This is a genomic window from Marinobacter denitrificans (genome assembly GCF_008795955.1).
Classification (GTDB): domain Bacteria; phylum Pseudomonadota; class Gammaproteobacteria; order Pseudomonadales; family Oleiphilaceae; genus Marinobacter; species Marinobacter denitrificans.
The window spans coordinates 59269-77665 of record NZ_VMHN01000013.1 but is presented as its reverse complement, the minus strand read 5'-3'; the positions used below and the strand labels follow the sequence as shown (position 1 = coordinate 77665).

15 protein-coding genes and 2 pseudogenes are annotated in these 18397 nt (G+C 52.6%); 10 read left to right on the top strand and 7 right to left on the bottom strand.

The genetic code is table 11. From position 1 onward, the window contains the following. Positions 1–256 precede the first annotated feature (256 nt). The 4 genes and pseudogenes from FO268_RS21750 (at position 257) to FO268_RS21735 (ending at position 5612) form a co-directional block, all read left to right on the top strand. A complete protein-coding gene (locus FO268_RS21750) occupies positions 257–541 on the top strand; it encodes a helix-turn-helix domain-containing protein (RefSeq protein ID WP_150995306.1) in 285 nt (94 codons plus the stop codon). A gap of 192 nt (positions 542–733) precedes the next feature. Next, positions 734–2319, top strand: a protein-coding gene (locus FO268_RS21745; protein WP_150995305.1) for an IS3 family transposase whose coding sequence is annotated in 2 segments (ribosomal slippage) — positions 734–1220 and positions 1220–2319 — 1587 coding nt in all. Because the reading frame shifts where the segments join, the coding sequence is not laid out codon by codon here. A gap of 14 nt (positions 2320–2333) precedes the next feature. Beyond that, positions 2334–3080: pseudogene (locus tag FO268_RS21740) on the top strand (IS3 family transposase); the annotation flags it as partial. A gap of 1638 nt (positions 3081–4718) precedes the next feature. Next, positions 4719–5612, top strand: a complete 894-nt coding sequence (locus FO268_RS21735) for a LysR family transcriptional regulator (RefSeq protein WP_150995303.1) — start codon at positions 4719–4721, stop codon at positions 5610–5612. A 192-nt stretch (positions 5613–5804) separates the two neighbouring features. Here the strand turns inward: FO268_RS21735 and FO268_RS21730 are convergent, their stop codons facing one another. The 7 genes and pseudogenes from FO268_RS21730 to FO268_RS23415 form a co-directional block, all read right to left on the bottom strand. Further along, positions 5805–6413, bottom strand: a complete 609-nt coding sequence (locus FO268_RS21730) for a nitroreductase family protein (RefSeq protein WP_191967027.1) — start codon at positions 6411–6413, stop codon at positions 5805–5807. 87 nt (positions 6414–6500) lie between these two features. Further along, the gene (locus tag FO268_RS21725; protein ID WP_150995301.1) at positions 6501–7589 is read right to left on the bottom strand and encodes a cupin domain-containing protein; all 1089 of its coding nucleotides are present in this window, start codon (positions 7587–7589) and stop codon (positions 6501–6503) included. 79 nt (positions 7590–7668) lie between these two features. Next, entirely contained in the window at positions 7669–8646 is a 978-nt protein-coding gene (locus FO268_RS21720) for a dihydrodipicolinate synthase family protein (protein ID WP_150995300.1), read from the bottom strand. Positions 8647–8752: 106 nt separating this feature from the next. Beyond that, positions 8753–9793: a TAXI family TRAP transporter solute-binding subunit gene (locus tag FO268_RS21715; RefSeq protein WP_150995299.1), complete on the bottom strand. Its 1041-nt coding sequence runs from the start codon at positions 9791–9793 to the stop codon at positions 8753–8755. 64 nt (positions 9794–9857) lie between these two features. Beyond that, the gene (locus FO268_RS21710; protein ID WP_191967026.1) at positions 9858–10568 is read right to left on the bottom strand and encodes an iron-containing redox enzyme family protein; all 711 of its coding nucleotides are present in this window, start codon (positions 10566–10568) and stop codon (positions 9858–9860) included. 438 nt (positions 10569–11006) lie between these two features. Continuing rightward, positions 11007–11300 carry a hypothetical protein gene (locus tag FO268_RS23420; protein WP_406946804.1) on the bottom strand — a complete coding sequence of 98 codons (294 nt, stop codon included), beginning with the start codon at positions 11298–11300 and terminating at the stop codon, positions 11007–11009. 27 nt (positions 11301–11327) lie between these two features. Continuing rightward, a pseudogene (locus tag FO268_RS23415) lies at positions 11328–11493 on the bottom strand (IS1380 family transposase); the annotation flags it as partial. 198 nt (positions 11494–11691) lie between these two features. On the opposite strand from FO268_RS23415, the gene FO268_RS21700 reads away from it, so the two are divergent. The 6 genes from FO268_RS21700 to FO268_RS21675 all read left to right on the top strand — a co-directional run bounded on the left by FO268_RS21700 (position 11692) and on the right by FO268_RS21675 (position 18386). After that, positions 11692–13143, top strand: coding sequence for a biotin carboxyl carrier protein (locus tag FO268_RS21700; RefSeq protein WP_150995297.1), 1452 nt, complete (start codon positions 11692–11694; stop codon positions 13141–13143). A 63-nt stretch (positions 13144–13206) separates the two neighbouring features. Beyond that, positions 13207–14061: an amidohydrolase family protein gene (locus FO268_RS21695; protein ID WP_202336742.1), complete on the top strand. Its 855-nt coding sequence runs from the start codon at positions 13207–13209 to the stop codon at positions 14059–14061. Positions 14062–14159: 98 nt separating this feature from the next. Continuing rightward, a complete protein-coding gene (locus FO268_RS21690) occupies positions 14160–15191 on the top strand; it encodes a TRAP transporter substrate-binding protein (RefSeq protein ID WP_150995295.1) in 1032 nt (343 codons plus the stop codon). A gap of 68 nt (positions 15192–15259) precedes the next feature. After that, complete coding sequence (locus FO268_RS21685) at positions 15260–15784, top strand: TRAP transporter small permease (protein WP_191967025.1); 525 nt, start codon at positions 15260–15262, stop codon at positions 15782–15784. 47 nt (positions 15785–15831) lie between these two features. After that, a complete protein-coding gene (locus FO268_RS21680; RefSeq protein WP_150995293.1) occupies positions 15832–17145 on the top strand; it encodes a TRAP transporter large permease in 1314 nt (437 codons plus the stop codon). A gap of 59 nt (positions 17146–17204) precedes the next feature. After that, a complete protein-coding gene (locus tag FO268_RS21675; RefSeq protein ID WP_150995292.1) occupies positions 17205–18386 on the top strand; it encodes a CaiB/BaiF CoA transferase family protein in 1182 nt (393 codons plus the stop codon). Positions 18387–18397 lie beyond the last annotated feature (11 nt).

Genomic DNA, 18397 nt, shown 5'->3' with positions numbered 1-18397 from the left:
GCGGCGACGGCGTTGGTAGGGTTTGGTTACGCTTAAGTCGTTCATATTAAGTGTCCACTAGAAAATAAGTGGACACTATCCTGACGGCGGCAGCGCCTGGCTCAAGATGGGATTACCGGCCGCTTACATCCTTTTTTGGAAGACGCCCTGTTCAAAGCCAAAATTCAGAAATGCTTTAATCGGGTGTTTGAACTGGACCCCGAAATTTGGACAGGTGCCTAAGCTCTGATTCATCATCTCCATAAGGAGGAGAATCATGAGCAAGAAACGCAAGCAATACAGCGCATCATTCAAGTCCAAAGTCGCCCTGGCCGCACTCAAGGGTGACCAGACCACGTCTGAAATTGCCGCTCGGTTCCAGATCCACCCCACGATGGTCAGCACCTGGAAACGCGAGCTGCTGGAGAATGCCCCGGACCTCTTCGAAGGCAAGAGAAAGTCCGTCAAGCAGTCCAGCGAGCCCAGTTCTGACGAGCTTTATCGCGAGATCGGTCGACTGACGGTGGAACGCGATTTTTTGTCGCGCAAGCTCGATCAGTAAGCCGTCAACGCCGGTTGGCGATGATCGAGCATGGTCATCCCCAAGTCAGCATTGTGCGCCAGTGCGAGCTGCTCAAACTGAGCCGCTCGTCGGTGTACTACGTCCCTCGTGAACAGTGTCAGGAGGACCCCCTCTGGCAGGATAGTTGGCACTACTTAATTTTTAACCAGTTGGGCGGTTCAGGTGTTGATAGTGCCTCGTTATTCCGATGAACGTAAAGCCGCAGTGCTGGCGAAGTTGTCGCCGCCCCACAGTATGACCGTAGCCGCTCTGGCGCGGGAAGAAGGCATTTCGGATCAAACCCTTTACAATTGGCGGACACAAGCCAGAGATGAAGGACGCCCGGTGCCCGGTTCCAAAGCCAAGTCAGACCAGTGGTCAGCAGAAGCAAAGCTGGCAACCGTGATTGAGCCAGCCGCGCTGTCCGAAGAAGAACTCAGCCAGTATTGCCGGGAGAAAGGGCTTTACCCTGAGCAAGTCCGGCGCTGGAAAGAAGAGTCTCTGCAAGGCTTTCAGCGTAGTGCCGAGCGGGACAAGCAACTGCGCAAAAAGAGTCAGGCAGATCAGAAACAGATCAGAAACAGATCAGAAACAGATCAGAAACAGATCAAGAAACTTGAGCGCGAATTGCGCCACAAGGAAAAGGCTCTGGCCGAAACTGCTGCACTACTGGTGCTGCGAAAAAAGCTGGATGCGCTCTGGGAGAACGACAACGGGGACGACTAACCCCGGTCCCTGAGCGCAGGATAACGATTGACCTGATCCAGGAAGCCAAGAGCGCTGGTGCCCGACTGTTCCGGGCCTGTGGTGAAGCCGGCATTGGCTTGCGCACCTATCGGCGCTGGTTCCGTGAAGGCGCGGTGCAGTCGGATAAGCGCCCGGAAGCGGTACGCCCCAGTCCTGCAAACAGGCTCAGTGAAGTGGAGCGACAGAGGATCTTGTCGACCTGCAACTCGGCCCGTTACGAGAGCCTGCCGCCGTCTCAAATTGTGCCATCGCTGATGGACGAGGGGCTGTACCTCGCCTCTGAGTCGTCGTTTTACCGGATACTGAAAGCTCACAACCAGTTGAACCATCGAGGGCAAAGCCTCGCGCCCCAGCGCTCCCGGGAAACGACCACACACCATGCCTCCGGGCCTTGTGAGCTTTGGAGTTGGGATATTACCTACCTGGCTTCGACGGTGCGTGGGCAGTTCTACTACCTGTACATGTTTGAAGACGTCTACAGCCGGGAGATCGTGGGTTACGAGGTCTATGAGGCTGAGAGCGGCGACTACGCCGCCGGACTGTTACAACGTTGCCTGCTGCGGGAGAAGTGTCTCCACCGGCCTCTGGTGCTGCACTCGGATAACGGAGCCCCGATGAAGGCCCAGACCATGAAGGCAAAGCTGGAAGAGCTGGGCGTACTGCCTTCGTATAGCCGACCTCGGGTCAGCAATGACAATGCGTTCTCGGAATCCTTGTTCCGGACTCTGAAGTACCGCCCTGACTGGCCCTCGGCTGGCTTTAAGAGTCTGGACGACGCGCGACGTTGGGTAGACGGCTTCGTGAACTGGTACAACACGGAACACAAGCACAGTAAGTTGAGGTTCGTAACCCCGCAGGAGCGGCACCGTGGCGAGGATGTGGCCATCCTGGCCCAACGCCAGCGGGTACTGGAACAGGCCAAACAACGGACACCGAACCGTTGGGGAAGCCGTCCGATCAGGAACTGCGAGCCCGTTGGACCAACGACTCTGAATCCGGAAAAAAGGGCAGCGGAAAAAGACGCGGCTTAAACAAAAAAACAGTGCCAACTAACTTGAAAAACACCGAGGATCTGGATCTGATGTACCTAATTGACCAGCAGTATCTGGAAACGCCTTACTATGGCTCTCGTAAGATGCGTGTCCACCTGGAGCGCCAAGGCCACCGGATAAACCGCAAGCGGGTTCAGCGCCTGATGCGCACCATGGGCATTCAGGCGGTGTATCCACGCCCCAGAACCAGCATTCCGGGCGACGGGCACAAGGTTTATCCGTACCTGCTCAAAGGGCTGAAAATCGATCGCCCCAACCAGGTGTGGGCAACAGATATTTCATATATCCCGCTGGCCCGGGGGTTCATGTATCTGGTCGCCATTATCGACTGGTACAGCCGCAAGGTGCTGTCCTGGCGGGTCTCCAACACCATGAACACAGACTTCTGCATCGATGCCCTGGAGGAGGCCTTACAGCGCCATGGAACGCCGGAGATCTTCAACACCGATCAGGGTGTCCAGTTCACCAGTGAGGCCTTCACAAGCGTTCTCAAAGATCATGGCATCCGGATCAGCATGGACGGCAAGGGCTGCTACCATGACAACATCTTCGTGGAACGGCTCTGGCGCAGCGTCAAACACGAGTGCGTCTACCTCACAGCCTTCGAGGATGGACACCACTTGAAGCAGGCGCTCCACCGGTACTTCCGGCATTACAATCAGACCCGGTACCACCAAACCCTTGATTACCAAACGCCCGATGAGGTGTACTACGGGCAACCCATAGCCTTGGCCGCCTGAGCCGGGGAAACAACTGGATCATAGCTTAGGGACACCATCAGGTTGTCCAACTGATTGGGTCCACCTCAGTTTGTTCGGTTCTACCCCGTATGGCCAGAGGTCACCTGCAAAAGTATCAGATAGGCTTTCAATATTTGTGGGGAGCCATGGGATGGGCATATAGGAAGCTGTCACGTCACATGCGCGTGCTAAAGAGTTATTTTTTGCTTTCTCAAAAGGTGCCACAAAATTTTTGCCACCCACGGATTCCTGTCCAATATGTTTTGTTTTATTGCCACGACATGCATGATCGGGAATATCTTTAAGCTTGTGAAGTGTTGTCTTTCAACGTCTTCATCGCAACCGGAGCGGTGCGCCTGGCGATTACGGCATTTATTGTGCCGTTCGCCTTTGTTTATGGGGACGGCCTTCTGATGGTGGGGGATTGGCAGACCATCCAGATATCCTGCGTTACCGCAGTTATTGGGGTGCTAACGCTTAGCTTCGGTATTGAAGGCTACTTCCGTGGCCACCTCGCCGCCCTGGCGCTTCGTGGGGGCCGGTCTACTGTTTATATTCCCGAGCTGGCTAGCTATTGGTGGGGCCGCAGTGTTGGCTATTGCGGCCTGGATGATGACACCACATTTGCGTGGAGGACTAAAACCAGCGATCTAAGCGACTTCTTCTCTCCCACTCTCTGCAGTTGCCAGAGAGTGGTTTGCTATTCGTGTGGCGCTAAACGAAGTGTGCAATTGAATTCAACACCGCAGCTGCCTGCTCATCAAGAGGTCGGTAGCCCGCGGTCCGTGGCATGCCCTGTGTCGGACCAGTGCCTGGAAAAGCCAACAATTCTCATGCCAAATTTAACGAACATGCCGAAGACATCTGCGACAGAAGCGTTGGCGGAGAGGACTTCCAATGTTCGACCTTCAGTTCGCACCCTAACTGAGCCCCCACGACAGGCGGCATTAAGCTGAGCGGCCACTGCAGCAGCTTCTTCAGTCGTTGTGTATTCAATGCTAACAAGCTTATAAGACATGCGTTTGTTCCTATAAAAGCAGTGTTTTTAATGCTACATGTTACTTATAGTATCAGATTTTACCGCCTATGGGAAGCTAGGTAGCATCACCCTTTCAACGCAACGTGTTATCCGTTAACTCTGCCCGGCGTTTTTATTCTGGGCGCTCAAGACCGGAGAACTGATTCCTTTTTTTGTTTTGTGCTCCGCAATCATCGATAAAGACCCTCTCTCCGCCCCGGCTGGACTGTCCACCCTCCGCCGCCCGTTACTTCACCCGCACGAGTCACAGGGCATGCCTGAATGGTGCCGCAAAAGACACTGGAAAGGTGATCGAGCATCCTCTGCTCTCTGATAGCCGTCGATCGCAATGCGCAAATACGCACCATTGACAATCGCGCATCGGTCATGTTAACAAAGAATTCTTATATAATGTTAGGCAATCTTATTTATTGAAAATAATAGTGGCTTTCTCCGTAATCGATTGTGGATAGGGAGCCCAACATGTCAAAAATGAAAATAGATTCCGCATCCTCTCCCTGATCGTTTAGTTATTGGCCAGGCTTAATTTCCAGTGCCCCGGGAAGCTGGTTCAAAAAGGGGAAGAATTGTTCCATTTGGTGGTAAAAGGTATTTGAGCGATGCACAACACGTTTGGCATGCAGGTTTTTGTATATGTTGTTGAAAAAGGTAGCTTTTCAGCGGTGGCAAAGGAATTGGAGCTAACCCCTTCCGCTGTTAGCAAACAGATAAGCCGACTAGAGACTGAATTGGGGACGCGCCTCATGAATCGCTCTACGCATGATTTGTGTCTAACTGAAGCTGGCAAGGTATATTACGGTCATTGTCTGCAGATTATCAGAGAGATGGATTTGGCTTCCGAGGCAATTCATGAAATGAATACGACTCTTTCTGGTACATTAAAACTTCACGTTACGCCAGGTATTGGCCGCCAGATAGTACTTCCGGCATTGACGGAATTTATAAAAAAATACAACAATCTTTCCGTTAAGCTATCTGTTCAGCCTGCGAGAGTGGACGTGATTAACCGGGGTTTCGATCTTTCGATCCGAAGCAGCAACTCCGACTACGTCAAACTGAGTACAACCAGCGTCGACTGTGTCATGTTAGCCCCTTTAACATATCGCGTTTGCGCGTCTCCGGAATATTTCAGGCGTTTTGGAAGACCAAAGAAGCCGATGGAACTTTCTCAACACCAGTGTTTAATTTACGACGCACAGCCGTCGCCAGAAAAATGGTGGTTTATCAATAATGGGGAATGGTATCACGTAAACGTGGGAGGGAGATTTCACGCTAACGAGTGGTCATCAATAAATTCAGCGGCGGTAGAGGGCATCGGTATTGCGCGACTCCTTATGCAAAACTCAAACTCTCCTGATCCTTCCCTAGAAACTCTCTTTGAAGACGAAACACTTTCGGACCGTGCCGTCTGGGCATTTCATCCCCGGGCGCGGAGCATGCCTAAAAAAGTAAAGAAATTCATCGACTTCATGACCAAAAGGCTCAGAGAGTAAGCCATCGGAATTCAAGTCTTTATTTATAACGGTAAGAGATTGAGTCGGGTAGGGTGAAGAGGACTCTTGAGTGCCATCGCCGCCTGGATAACAGAAAATAAATTTTGCGCAATTGCCCTCTCCGGCGAAATTAAACCGAAGAAAGCCCCCCAGCAAAGGGAACGGCGATTTTCAGAAGTCTCATGGCGCCGCTCAATCCATCCAGAGGGTTACTTCCTCCAGCGGGCGCCGCTGTTGCAGTGGTGGTAGTGCATCCGCATAGCCAATATAGAGCATGGCCACAACCTCATCCGTTGGTTTCAGTCCATAGTAGTGTTTGAAACGCTCATCATCAATTAGCCCACCGGTGCTCCACTTAGCTGCCAGCCCCATACTGTGGGCAAGCAACAACATATTCTGTACACCGGCCGCGCAGGCAGCATAATCCTCTTTACGGCGGCGCGATCTTTCCGGCTCCGTCTCGCAGGCAACCAATACAATGACGGGCGCTCGCAACGGCTTGCGCGCGGCCAACCTGGCTTGACGAAGAGTTTCTTCTGACGGGGCGTTCACGCCCTTAAGCATTAGCTGCTGGAAGAGCTCACCCATTTTGTCGCGCGCATTTCCTGATATCACCGTGAAACGCCATGGCTGTGTCATATGGTGATTGGGTGCATAGGTACAAGCCTGCAGCAGATGCTCGATTGCCTCGCGAGAGGGAACCCGGTCCCGGTCCAGCTTGCCGGCACTCCGGCGGGACCTGATGAGCGCAAATAGCTCTTCAGCTTCAACTGCAGTCTCGTCACATGGTACGTCTGTCATCGTAATGGTCTCTCGTTGTGTCCTGCTCTGGGCTATTGTCCCTGCCAGGTTGATGATCGATTTTTTGCTGAGCATCCAAGGGCCGCGTCAGGCTAAAAGCGGAGGCAGTGGGCGTGTTCTAATTGTATTTTCCGGGTCCTCATGGTAAAGGCCTAAACCCTGTAAAACCGGGATGTCATTGATGGAAAACAAAATCGCTTCGCGACTCTTGCTGCGGTTGATGTGATGATGAGGAATCCAATTCGGCACGACGAAACTGTCACGGGCGGACCAGTTGATTTCCTCGTCGCCGACTACTGTCGTACCTTCTCCCTCAACTACGAAGTAAACTGCGCTCGAGGTCTGGCGGTGGCTCTTCCCGACAAAGCCCGGGCGCAACATTTGAATGTTACATCCCATGGTGGGCAAGGCAGAGCTACCAGTAAACGGATTGACGTATTCCAGCACGATATCATCGTAGGGACTGCCTTCAGAGCCAGCCATTTCATGCAATTGCGCAGAGACCTCACGCCAGGGGTAGCGGAAAGGAAAATTCTGTTCGGGCCGCTGTTCCCAGGCCGGCCTGACCAGGCTGCCACGACGGCTCCAGTAATCCGCACTGCTCTCGCGTTGCGGTTGGGTGGTCTCACCGAACGGCTCGTAAAATATCTGGTTCAACGCCAGCACCAACGGAACGTCAAGGGCATCTACCCAGATTGCGTTTTTGTCCGTTTCATTATGGTGATCGTGCCAGTTCCAGTTAGGAGTCAGGATCAAGTCGTTGGGCTCCATTAGCAATCTTTCACCGTTCACCGTCGTGTACAGCTGCTCACCGCCCTCGACCACGAAGCGCACCGCTCCTATCGTGTGGCGGTGGGCCCACGCCACTTCTCCCGGACGGACGATCTGCATTCCCATAATCAGGGTTTGGGTCGTGCCTCCCCGTTCAAGTCCCGGGTTCATGAAGCTGAAGTTACGCCGGGCAGTGTAGCTTTCCGGCATAACGTCACACGCCTCAAGCAACTTTTCATGAACCGTTTCCCATTTCCAGAGATACGGAACTCCGGCCGGCTTCGGTCCACCGATCACCCGCTCCAGCAGACTGTCATACTGCCACTGACCACGCATGTTAAGTGATGCCAGCTCGTTATCGAACTCGCTTAAAGACGTTGTCTGTTTCTTTATATCGTCGCTCATGATGCCTCCGTTGCCTTGACGGCTCTCCGTTATTCCATTATCGCGCATCGCCTCTTGGCGATAAGTCAGCCCCTATAGGTCAACCTGATACGGATTTAACGGGGTACCTATGTTGTAGTTGCGCCCATCGTCGACCGCATTCCTCTGAACCTGCCATATAATCAGCTGGCGCATCGAGGTAGGGTGGCCGGCATGGACCCGGGTCGATCAAGCCCGCTGTGCGAAAACGGGCATGTCCCAAAGGGATGCTATAGCTGATGAACCGGGACAGGTCGCCACCTGGGAACATTGGTTCCATCGCCCATAGTATCTGATTGGTGAGTTCCTCTGCCCGTTTCCAATCACAATTGAGAATGGCACGGCCAAGAGCAACGATAGGGGCTGGTGCGCAGGCGACAGCCCCAGACCAGCAAGCTCGCGCGAGCGCAGGATAGCGTTGCGCGAGAGCGAACCAGTCCTTTTCAAGCGGGAGAATGCGCATATTACTGCCCACCGCCTCCAGATCCTTCTCCAGTGTTGGCCCACCTACATGCTTAGCGGCTATGACTTCAGGTATGTCCGCAAGGATGCGGTATACTTCTGTCGAGATTTTTCCTTTGAAAGCGTCCGGATTGTCGTAGACAACCAGTGGTACACCTGGCATTGCTTCTGCCAAGTCGCGGTAAAAACGCACAGTCCCATTGTCATCCAGCGGCAGCCACATAGGCCGGCCGACGAAAAGACCATCGGCTCCCAGGCGCATCAACTCGCGACCGCGGTAAATCGTATCGCGGGTGTTGAGGGTCGTTACACCAGCGAATACCGGCACCCGCCCCGAGACCGTATCCGTTACGCACTGCACCAAGCTCTGCAACTCGGGCCACGTAAGGGTGGCACATTCGCCAAATGTGCCAGTGGTCATGAGAATGTCCACACCAGCAGCGACCACCGCCTCCGTCATTTTCGCGGTTTCGTCCAGATTCACTGTATTTTCTGCGTCCCAGCGTTCTGCATCTGGCGTCGCTGGACTCGGAACAATGCCTACCACGCCGGTGATGTTTTCCGCCGTCAATTTCATTTTCACGCCTCCCGTTCAAAACCATACCGGCGAGCCGGCGCCCCTGGCTACATCTCGGCTCCGCCGAATGGCTCTAACCAAGTGTTCATCCGATGCGAGTTTTTCCTCAGTCGAGGAGGCCTACTTCGCGATAAAACGCCTCTGCCCCAGGATGCAGCTCCAGATTTCCGACGTCGGGCAATTCCTCGCGTTCGGCATTAGCAAGAGATCGATGAAAAGAGCGATAATATTCGTTCTGCTCATAAAGGGACTTGGCGATTTTGTAGGCATTGTCGTAAGTTGCCTCGGAGCCGGCTACGATCACGAAACTAGAGAATGGAACTATCAGATCCTGATCATAGAAGGGGTAAGTGCCGGCAGGTATAGTGTCAACTGTACTCCACATTTCATCAGCAACATGTTCGGCCAATTCTCGAGACATGGGTATAAAATTTATTTCCTGAACGCTGGCGAGCTCAGTAATTGATCCGGAAGGGAGACCGCACGCGGTAATGATTACGTCCAGTCGGCCGTCTCTCATCAAGTCATTAGAAGGACTGGTCGGTACGGGAGCCAGCTTTCCGCCCCAGCGCTCCACATCCTTCGTCGTTTTGTCAAAATAGGAAAACATAGCATCTACGGTTGACCGAACCCATAGATTGCCCGTCTGGGCTATAGACAGGCGCATCGGGACTTCATTCTCGACCAGGTCACTGAAACTGTCGACGTTATGCTCATCAAGAAACTTTTTGCGCCCATACACGCATGTAGCGATGATATTGGGCGCATTCTTACCTATGGCGGTGAGGGAACCTGGAGGAAACTTCTGCTGAAAGGGTGCTTGGCCCTCGAAAGCCCGTTTAAGCGACACCTCACTCACCATAGTGTAAGCACCACGGCCATTGAGTAATGAGGCCAAGTTACCGGCCGCGTTGCCCGGCTCAGCATAGACGTTGGAACCCGGGTAGGTGCGACGCACAGCCTCCACGACGCCTGCCAGGAAGACAGAAGCCTGCCCACCTGTAGAGTGGCCCAAAAACGTAACGTCGACTGGCCCATCACCGACATTCCGACTTTCTGCCCGGACAAGATTCGCTGATAATGCTAGACACAGTAACAGCTGGCCCAATAGCGTATATCTAAGCTGGCATTTAAACGTGGTAGTCATGACCTTTCCTTTTATTTTTGTTCGACTTTGTGCTGACGCCCGCATTACCCAAATTGGGCACTAGCTAAGCAGTATTTCGAGAGTCAGCAACATCGGCGATTCCCTCAAGGAAGATTTTCCAGGCGAACATTGAATCCTCTACGGCCTCTAGCACATCATTGGCATCGACGCCCCGGGCAGATGGCAGAAAATGGAGCGCCAGGTCGAATGCACCACTGCCATGCTCTTTGTCCAATTCATCATGCATCAGCCAGAATTCAACATCGTTTTCGGTTAATCCCAGTTGATTCATCCAGCGGTTGCCTTCAGCCAATGACATTTCTCCGCACTCGACCTGGTTAACCTGCTCAAGTGCCCCTTTAGCAACACAGCCCAATATCCAATGTCTGTCTTTGGTCAAGGTTTCCCAGATGAGTAATGCTGCCCTGGTAGAAGGTAATGCCTGCGCCTGATGCACTTGTTCTGAGGTAAGCCCAAGTGCTTCGCCCAGCTTAACCAACTTGAGATAATGGGATTCTTCCTCAATACCTTCTTCTTCAAACAGATTTTCTTTGACAATGAAACGCCGAGGCTCAACCTCAGGACAATTTCCAACCACATGGGCCCAGCATTGCCGGCTATGCCGCGTGAAGACGCCGTGCTGTTGCACGTAAACACCAGCCCCTTCCCTGTTTAGCCGGTTTTTCGAGTAATCAAACCAATTGATGCCATCCATATAATGGCGGATAAGCTGGTTGATTTCGGTTTGAAGGTTAGCGTTATTAATATCTGTCATTGTTAGCACCATTCTAATGGTATTTTTAAAAGACGCTATCTATTGATAATAGATCCGAGTTTCTGAGCAAAGGCAGGTTTAAATCCAACCTGTTCTATTAACGTAGACAGATATTGCCTAAATGGGAATAGTGGTTCTAGGAAACTTGTTTTGCCAAAAAATCATGAAATGTAAAAAATACCATACGAACCGCCCCGGGGTTGGATAGTACTCAGGGAAATGGCGGTCAGCCGCCCAGGACTGATCATTTTGTGATCAGAGCCTGATGTTCGGACAATAGCCGATTGCCCGGCATGATTTTACGGGCGACCTCAGGATGATGACTGTTATTGAGCCGGTTTTATCGGGAGGCGGTAAGGCCTGCATAGAGGTCACGGTAAACGGAAAAGCCCGGACAGTGCCGGCCAAATCGCAGCAGCCGGCCGGCAAGGACGTGATTCAGCCCTCAAGGCTGGCATCCGGCTCCAGATGCAGCTGGCCACTGGCATCGCTGGTTCGCACAGTAACCTTGACGATCCGACGCAGCCCGGGTTCGTCCGGAAGTTCTTCTGGCCGCACCGCTTCCATCCTGCCGTCGCGGTCCAGTGTCCAGGCTTCCTGGGCCAGGCCTTGTCTGCCAGGGCCAGAGGGTCCTGCGTGCGGGGATTCACTTGATCCCATCTCCAGAGGAGAAACCGGCGCACCGATGGATTGTATAAAATCAGCGGTGACGTCATTCAGCCGCGGTGTCAACGCCTGGGCATCTTCATCAAACCGCTACCGCAAGCTGGCTGAAGACGGCGAGTGCTTGATGCCCATGGCGGATTTGAAGAACGGGTCCCTTCGCACGGACTCGGCTGTCTCGACGGAAGTCACTCATGCCCTGCGTGACCAGCCGGAGATAGGTCCGGATCAGATCGATGTTCGGCATACCGTGGCGCTTGACTGGGTGAATGGATCTCAGGGGCTATTATATCGCTCAACCGCCTGCTACTGCGGGCTTTGAGGGAAGTTCGCGCTGTTTGGAGTCACGGATTCAGGAGTGGTTTCTGTTTCTTGACAGAGCGCGTCCGCCTGCTAACCTTGATTTTAATAACTGAGATAGGTTCTTCGTAAAAGAAAAATTAACACTTCTGGGGGAAGCATGTCGGATATTCAGTTTATCGATACCACGTTGCGTGATGGTCAGCAGAGTTTGTGGGCTCTGAACATGCGCACGGGCATGATGTTACCCGCCCTTGAAGTGATGGATGATGCAGGGTTTGAGGCAATCGAGTTTTTTGTGCCGATTGTACAGATGAAAAAAATGATCCGGGATCTGGGGGAAGACCCCTGGCAATGGTTGAAACTGGGTGTCAAGAAAGCCAAACAAACGCCCCTGCGATTGCACGGAGGCTACAAAGGTGGGTTGAAAAAGGTACCGGAGTGTATCAGCAAGCTCCTTGTTAAAAAGGTGGTGGAGCATGGCATCAGCGTCACTCGCTGTTCGAACTCTTGGAATGACTTTGAAGTCATGAAGGATGAAGTGGAAGGTCTTCGAAAGCTGGGCATGCAAACTGTTGTAAATCTCATCTATACGGTTTCACCTCGCCATACCGATGAATACTTTGTGCAGCGCGCTAAAGACGCTGCATCACTGAAACCTTACCGGATTTGTTTTAAAGACGTGGGTGGATTGCTGACACCGGAACGTCTGAGGGAGCTTCTGCCGAAGGTTCAGAAAGCCGTGGGAAAGGTGGAACTGGAGTTTCACTGCCACTGTAATAATGGGCTTGGGCCTCTCAACGTACTGGAAGCAGTGAAGCTGGGAATTACCCATGTTCACACCGGTATTCCTCCTCTGGCCAATGGCTCCGCGCAACCTTCCGTATTCAATGTTGCGAAAAATCTGAGGGCGTTGGGGCACCGACCAGATATTCGAGAAGAGCTGTTGCTGCCGGTATCCGAGCACTTCACACGGATTGCCCGGAGTGAGGGTTTTGCGATTGGCGCCCCGCTGGAATACGACGCGAATCTTTATCAAAGCCAGATTCCAGGAGGCATGATTTCAAATCTGCGTTATCAGTTGGCAAAGGTCGGCATGGAAGATCGGCTGGATGAAACAATGGTCGAGGCCGCCCGTGTAAGAGCGGAATTTGGCTATCCCATAATGGTGACGCCGCTTTCCCAGTTTGTAGGAACCCAGGCAGCCATAAACGTCATCGTTGGGGAACGGTATCGGCAGGTGACGGATGAAGGTATCCAGTATGCGCTGGGCTACTGGGGCAAAGAAGCTGTGCAGGTCATGGATCAGAATGTTCGTGAAAAAATTCTTGGTCGCGCGCGAGCCAAAGAACTCAAATCGGAAGAGCCTCCACAGCTGTCACTGAAAGAGGTGCGTAAAAAGTTTGGCGAGCAACTCTCTGATGAAGAATTGATTATGCGCACTTATATTGACTCTGAAGCCGTTGAGATTGCGCGCAGGGCAAAGAACCCCGTCGAATACGCGTTTTCCGGGGATCCACTGATGCAATTGGTTCAGGGGCTTACCCGGCACTCAGACAAGAAGGCTATTTCCTTCAGCAGGCCGGGCCTGTCACTGAATTTGCGACATTGAGGCAGCTGCAAGAACAGCAGCGTCGATGGGCAACATAAAACCATGACTGGAACGGAGAGAATAATGGATATCGTGGGTATTGACGTACATGTGCACCTCAGCGACGAGGAATCCATCAAGGCAGTGGGTGCCCGAGCCAAACAGATGGAGCAATATTTTCGGCGTAAGAGACCAGTTGTATCCGTTGATGAAATGGCTGACCAGTACCGCGAGCGCCGCATGATGGCAGTTTTGGTAAATACGCGGGATGATTCAGTGTCCGGTCTTACGCCGGTTCCCAACGACCATATAGCCAACGCGGTGAAGAAGCACCCAGACGTGTTCCTGGGATTCGGCGCCATTGACCCCTGGCAGGGCAAGTTGGCTCTTCAGGAAATTCGTCGTTGCAAGGAAGAGTTAGGGTTGCACGGTATCGGCGAACTCAATCCCGCGCGCCAGCAGTTTTTCCCCAATGATACCCGTTTCTATCAACTCTGGGAGGAAGCCCAGAAGCAGGGTTTGCCGGTGATGTTTCACAGTGGTATGGCGGGAGCCGGCGCTGGGACGCCGGGAGGAATGGGGAATAAGTTGAAGTACACCCAGCCCATTCACCTTGATGACGTTGCCGCGGACTTTCCGGAACTGAAAATCATATGTGCGCATCCGTCTTGGCCCTGGACGGCTGAAAGCCTCGCCATAGCGCAGCACAAAAGTAACTTCTTTATTGATCTTTCCGGCTGGGCGCCCAAGTACTTCCCGCCTGAACTTGTCCATCACGTTAATTCGATTCTTCAGGACAAGGCAATGTTTGGCTCTGACTGGCCGGTCCTGGGGGTCGAGCGCTGGGTGGAAGAGTTTGACCAGTTGGGTATCAAGCCGGAAGTCCGGAAGAAAATCATGCTTGAGAACGCAAAAAAATTCTTTGGCCTGGATGTCTAGATGTTGGCCGAGGTTTGCAGGCATCGGGATCTGGCTGGCGTCTGATCACAACGGATATTCCGGAAAACAAAGATAAAACAATATTGGGGAGTTAAACAATGAACGCTAATATTAACAAGAAAAGGCTTACTGCTAGTCTCATCTGTGGTTTGACGATATTTGCCGTTATGGGCGCGCCTGTTGCAGTGGCGGAAGTGAAACTGCGAATGCTCTCGACATGGGCCGCAGGTACCGACGACGGCGTTGACCTGGGGGCAATTCCGTTTGCCGAGAAGGTAAAGGACCTGTCGGAGGGCAAAGTCACTGTCGAATTCTTTGGTCCCGCTGCAGTTCCGGCGTTTCGGCAGTTTGATGCGATAGAACACCGGGTATTCGACATGCTGTTTACCCATACCGCATACCACGCGGACTCAGTGAAAGTGGGAATGGGGCTGGATCTTGCGGAGGGCTCAGCCCAGGTTCGACGCGAATGTGGCCTTACCAAGGCGGTCAATGACGCCTATCTTGCCAAAAGCAATGTGTCCTATCTGGCGCAATTCCCGACGGGCCATGGTTACCGGCTTTATATGGCCAAACCGTTTAATGACGAAAGCGAGCCCTTGAAAGGGTTCAGGATTCGGGGAACCGATTTCTACAATCCGGTTATCCACGGCATGAAAGCTTCGTCAGTCAGGGTTTCATCAGCGGAAACTTATACCGCTGCCCAACGGGGCATGATTGATGGCGCTTTTAACGGTTCAGGAGCCCTCGGCACCCTTGAGAAGTTGAGCTGGGATGAGGTGATGTCTTATGCAATAGAACCCGCCCTGGGAGAAGTTGTTTACGCACTTTTTGTCAACAAGGATAGCTGGAGCGAGCTTGATGATGATGTGCAGGCGATTATCCGACAGGCTATTGAAGAAACCCAGGTTGAGCGCCGGGAGGCAGGAATCGAGCGCGACAAGAAAGGCATGGAACAATTCCCGGCCGCGAGTGTAGAAGTGGCCGAACTCAAAGGGGATGCGCGGAAGGCTTTTGAGAGTTTCTATTACGATGGTATTGCCAAAAATTATGTTCTCGATGCCGATCCAGACCATGGGCCAAAAATCATGAAAGCCCTTGAGTGTGTGAGGGATCGTTCAGAAGGGTAGGGCGTATCGGATGGGTTGCCCGCGTTTGGTTCCGGCAACCCGGTCCTGGCATGGGGAGCAAATGTTTCATGGCACCATCAATTAAAAAAACAATATTTCGATATTACAGCGGACTTATATTCGGATTGAACATAATTGCGGCTTCACTTGTTTTTCTGATGGCAGTAACGATCACTGCAAATGTTTTAATGAGGAAATACCTGGGTTATAACCTCGAATGGTTATTTGATTTTACCCAATACGCACTGGTTTATATTACATTCCTTGCTGGTGGTTGGCTCACAAGGCAGGAAGGACATATTCGTGTTGATTTACTTCATCTTGTGCTCCCTGGCCACCTTGGGAACAGGCTTGAGTATTTTAATATTGCGTTTTCTGCTGTCATCTGTCTTATTTTGTTCTGGCTGTCCGCCTCGGCGACCTGGAATCAGTACCTTTTTGGAAACGTTTCACCGGCTGCGGTGCCCGTCCCTAACTGGATGCTATGGATAGTAATGCCAATAGGTTTTCTTGCCATGGCGTTTGAGTTCATCTTTACGATGTTCAGAAAGATTGCCGAGCATCGACAAGAGCAGATAAACGCCCAAGTTTAAATCTGGCTATTACAGTATAAAAACAATTAATTTCTGGGGTATGCATCATGGAGTGGTATGTCATTTTCCTTTTTGTGTTCGGGCTTCTGCTTGGAACGATGCTATCTGGAATTCATGTTGCTTTCGCCTTGATGGCGGTTAATCTCATTGGCGTCATGATATTTATTGGCCCCCATGGTTTAACTATAGTAGCCGGCAGCATGGTAGATTCGATTTCCGGATTTGCATTGATTGCTATCCCGATGTTCTACCTTATGGGCGAAATATTATTCCAGTCCCGTGTCGTTGATCTGCTGTTTGATATGGTGGGGAAGTGGATCGGACGGGTGCGGGGAAAACATCTTTATGTCGCCATTGGTGGTGGCACAGGGCTGGCGGCCTTGAGTGGCTCCGGGTCCGCGGATACCGCACTTATTGGCCGTACCTTATACCCTGTGCTTGCGGAAAAAGGTTATGAGCAGCAACTGAGTTACAGTGTCGTACTCGCCGGGGGGGCGCTCGGGCCAATAATTCCTCCCAGTGGCCTCGCGGTAATTCTCGGTGGATTGGCAAATGTTTCAGTTGGCGCTTTGCTGATGGCGGGGCTGCTCCCGGGTATTTTACTGGCTGCTTTGTTCACATTGTACGTCTTCATTCGGATCAGGTTGAATCCGTCGCTGGTGCCCGCCGTGGAATTAGAAAAGGCCAGCTGGCAGGAGCGATGGGTGTCGTTGACTAAATGTTTGCCCTTCTGCGTGATCATATTCATGGTCCTTGGTTTTATCCTTTTTGGGATATCTACAGCCAGTGAAGCAGCAGCAACGGGGGCTGTAGGCGCAATGCTGGTGGCTGCTATCTATGGCCGGCTGGACCATTCCGTATTATCCCGGGCGCTCCTTGCCACCGCCAGGCTAACGTCGATGGTGTTTATCGTGATCATGGGCGCGGTGTTGTTTGGCCAGATTCTTGCGCTCAGTGGCGCTGAGACGTCTCTCAACCTCTGGTTGCAACAATTGTCGTTGCCTCCCATGGTGTTGGCAGCAGTGTTACTGGGATTGCTGCTGGTATTGGGTACGTTCATTGACACACTGGCATTGATCGTACTGCTGGCCCCTCTGTTTTCCACCTTGATTGTGCCGGCTGGCATTGACCCTGTCTGGTTTTTTCTCCTGTTCCTGATCACCCTTCCCATTGGGAGTATGACGCCACCGGTCGGCTCCATGATTTTTGTATTGAAAGGCGCAATACCTGAAAGCCGGATTATGGACCTATACAAAGCTGGCCTTGCTACGGCAGCGGTATCAGTAATAGGGATGACTACTGTCTTTTTCTTTCAGGATCTGGCCACTGCCTTGCCAGAGTTCATGTTTCGGAAACGATAAACACCGATCAGATTGCTGCGTACCACCCGGATCGCAGGCAACGACAGGAGGGGTATTCAATGAGTGCGATGCTTACTGGAATCAAAGTGCTGGAGATGGCAAATGTCATCAGCGGTCCTTTTGGAAGTATGTTGCTTGCCGATCTCGGCGCCGAGGTCATAAAGGTCGAAATGCCGGGAACCGGGGACCCGTTTCGCAACTGGGCCGGTGAAGATGCTGGCGTGCATCCGGCATTTGCGGCATTCAATCGGGGCAAGAAGAGCATCACGGTGAATGTCAAAACCGACGAAGGACGGGCACTATACCTTCGCCTGGCTTCGGATGTGGATGTAGTGCTCGACAACTTCAGACCGGGGATTCTCGATAAACTGGGCGTTGGGTACGATGAGATCTGCAAAACCAACCCTGAAGTAGTGTATTGCGCGGCGACGGGAATGGGGACTGTTGGCCCTTACCGTGATCGACCAACATATGATGCCATAGCACAGGCGATGAGCGGCCTTTGGAGTCAGCTTTCTGACGTTGAAGATCCTGAACCGGTGGGACCCCCGCTTTCTGACCAGCTAACCGGTCTTTATACCGCCTACGGTATCCTCGGGGCGCTGGTTTCGAAACTGAAAACGGGAAAGGGTCGGAAAATCAATGTCAGCATGCTGGGTGCAAGCCTGGCGTTCCAGCCGTTGGCAGTGGCGGATTATCTGTTGTCGGGAAAGGTCGCCGACAAATCCTCGCGGCCCCACCTCTCGCAATCCTACACGTTTGTTGGGAAAGACGGACTGTCCTTTGCCGTTCATTTGTCGTCGCCCCCTAAATTCTGGAAAGCGCTGCTTGAAACCGTTGGCCGCGAGGAACTGGAAAAAGACCCCCGGTTCATCAAGAAGGCAGACCGGGTTGCTCACTACGATGAGCTTAGGGCGGAGCTGCAGTCTGAATTTTCAAAAAGACCCCGTAAACAGTGGCTCACCGAGCTTGTAGCCAACGATGTGCCTGCGGGGCCAATTTACACCATAGAGGAAGCGCTGAATGACCCTCAGGTCAAAGCGCTGGATATGGTTCGCACTTTTGGAACAGGCGAGCGGGCGACACCGCTGGTTGGCTATGGCTTCGATGATCCTGAGCGCCCGCGGGATGAAGATCAGCGCCCGGTACCGGGGTTGGGCGAGCATACCAAAGAAATTCTCGCGGCCATCGGATACGGTGAGGACGAGATTGAGACTCTGGTGCGAGTTGGTGCGGTGTAGGATTTTGAGTT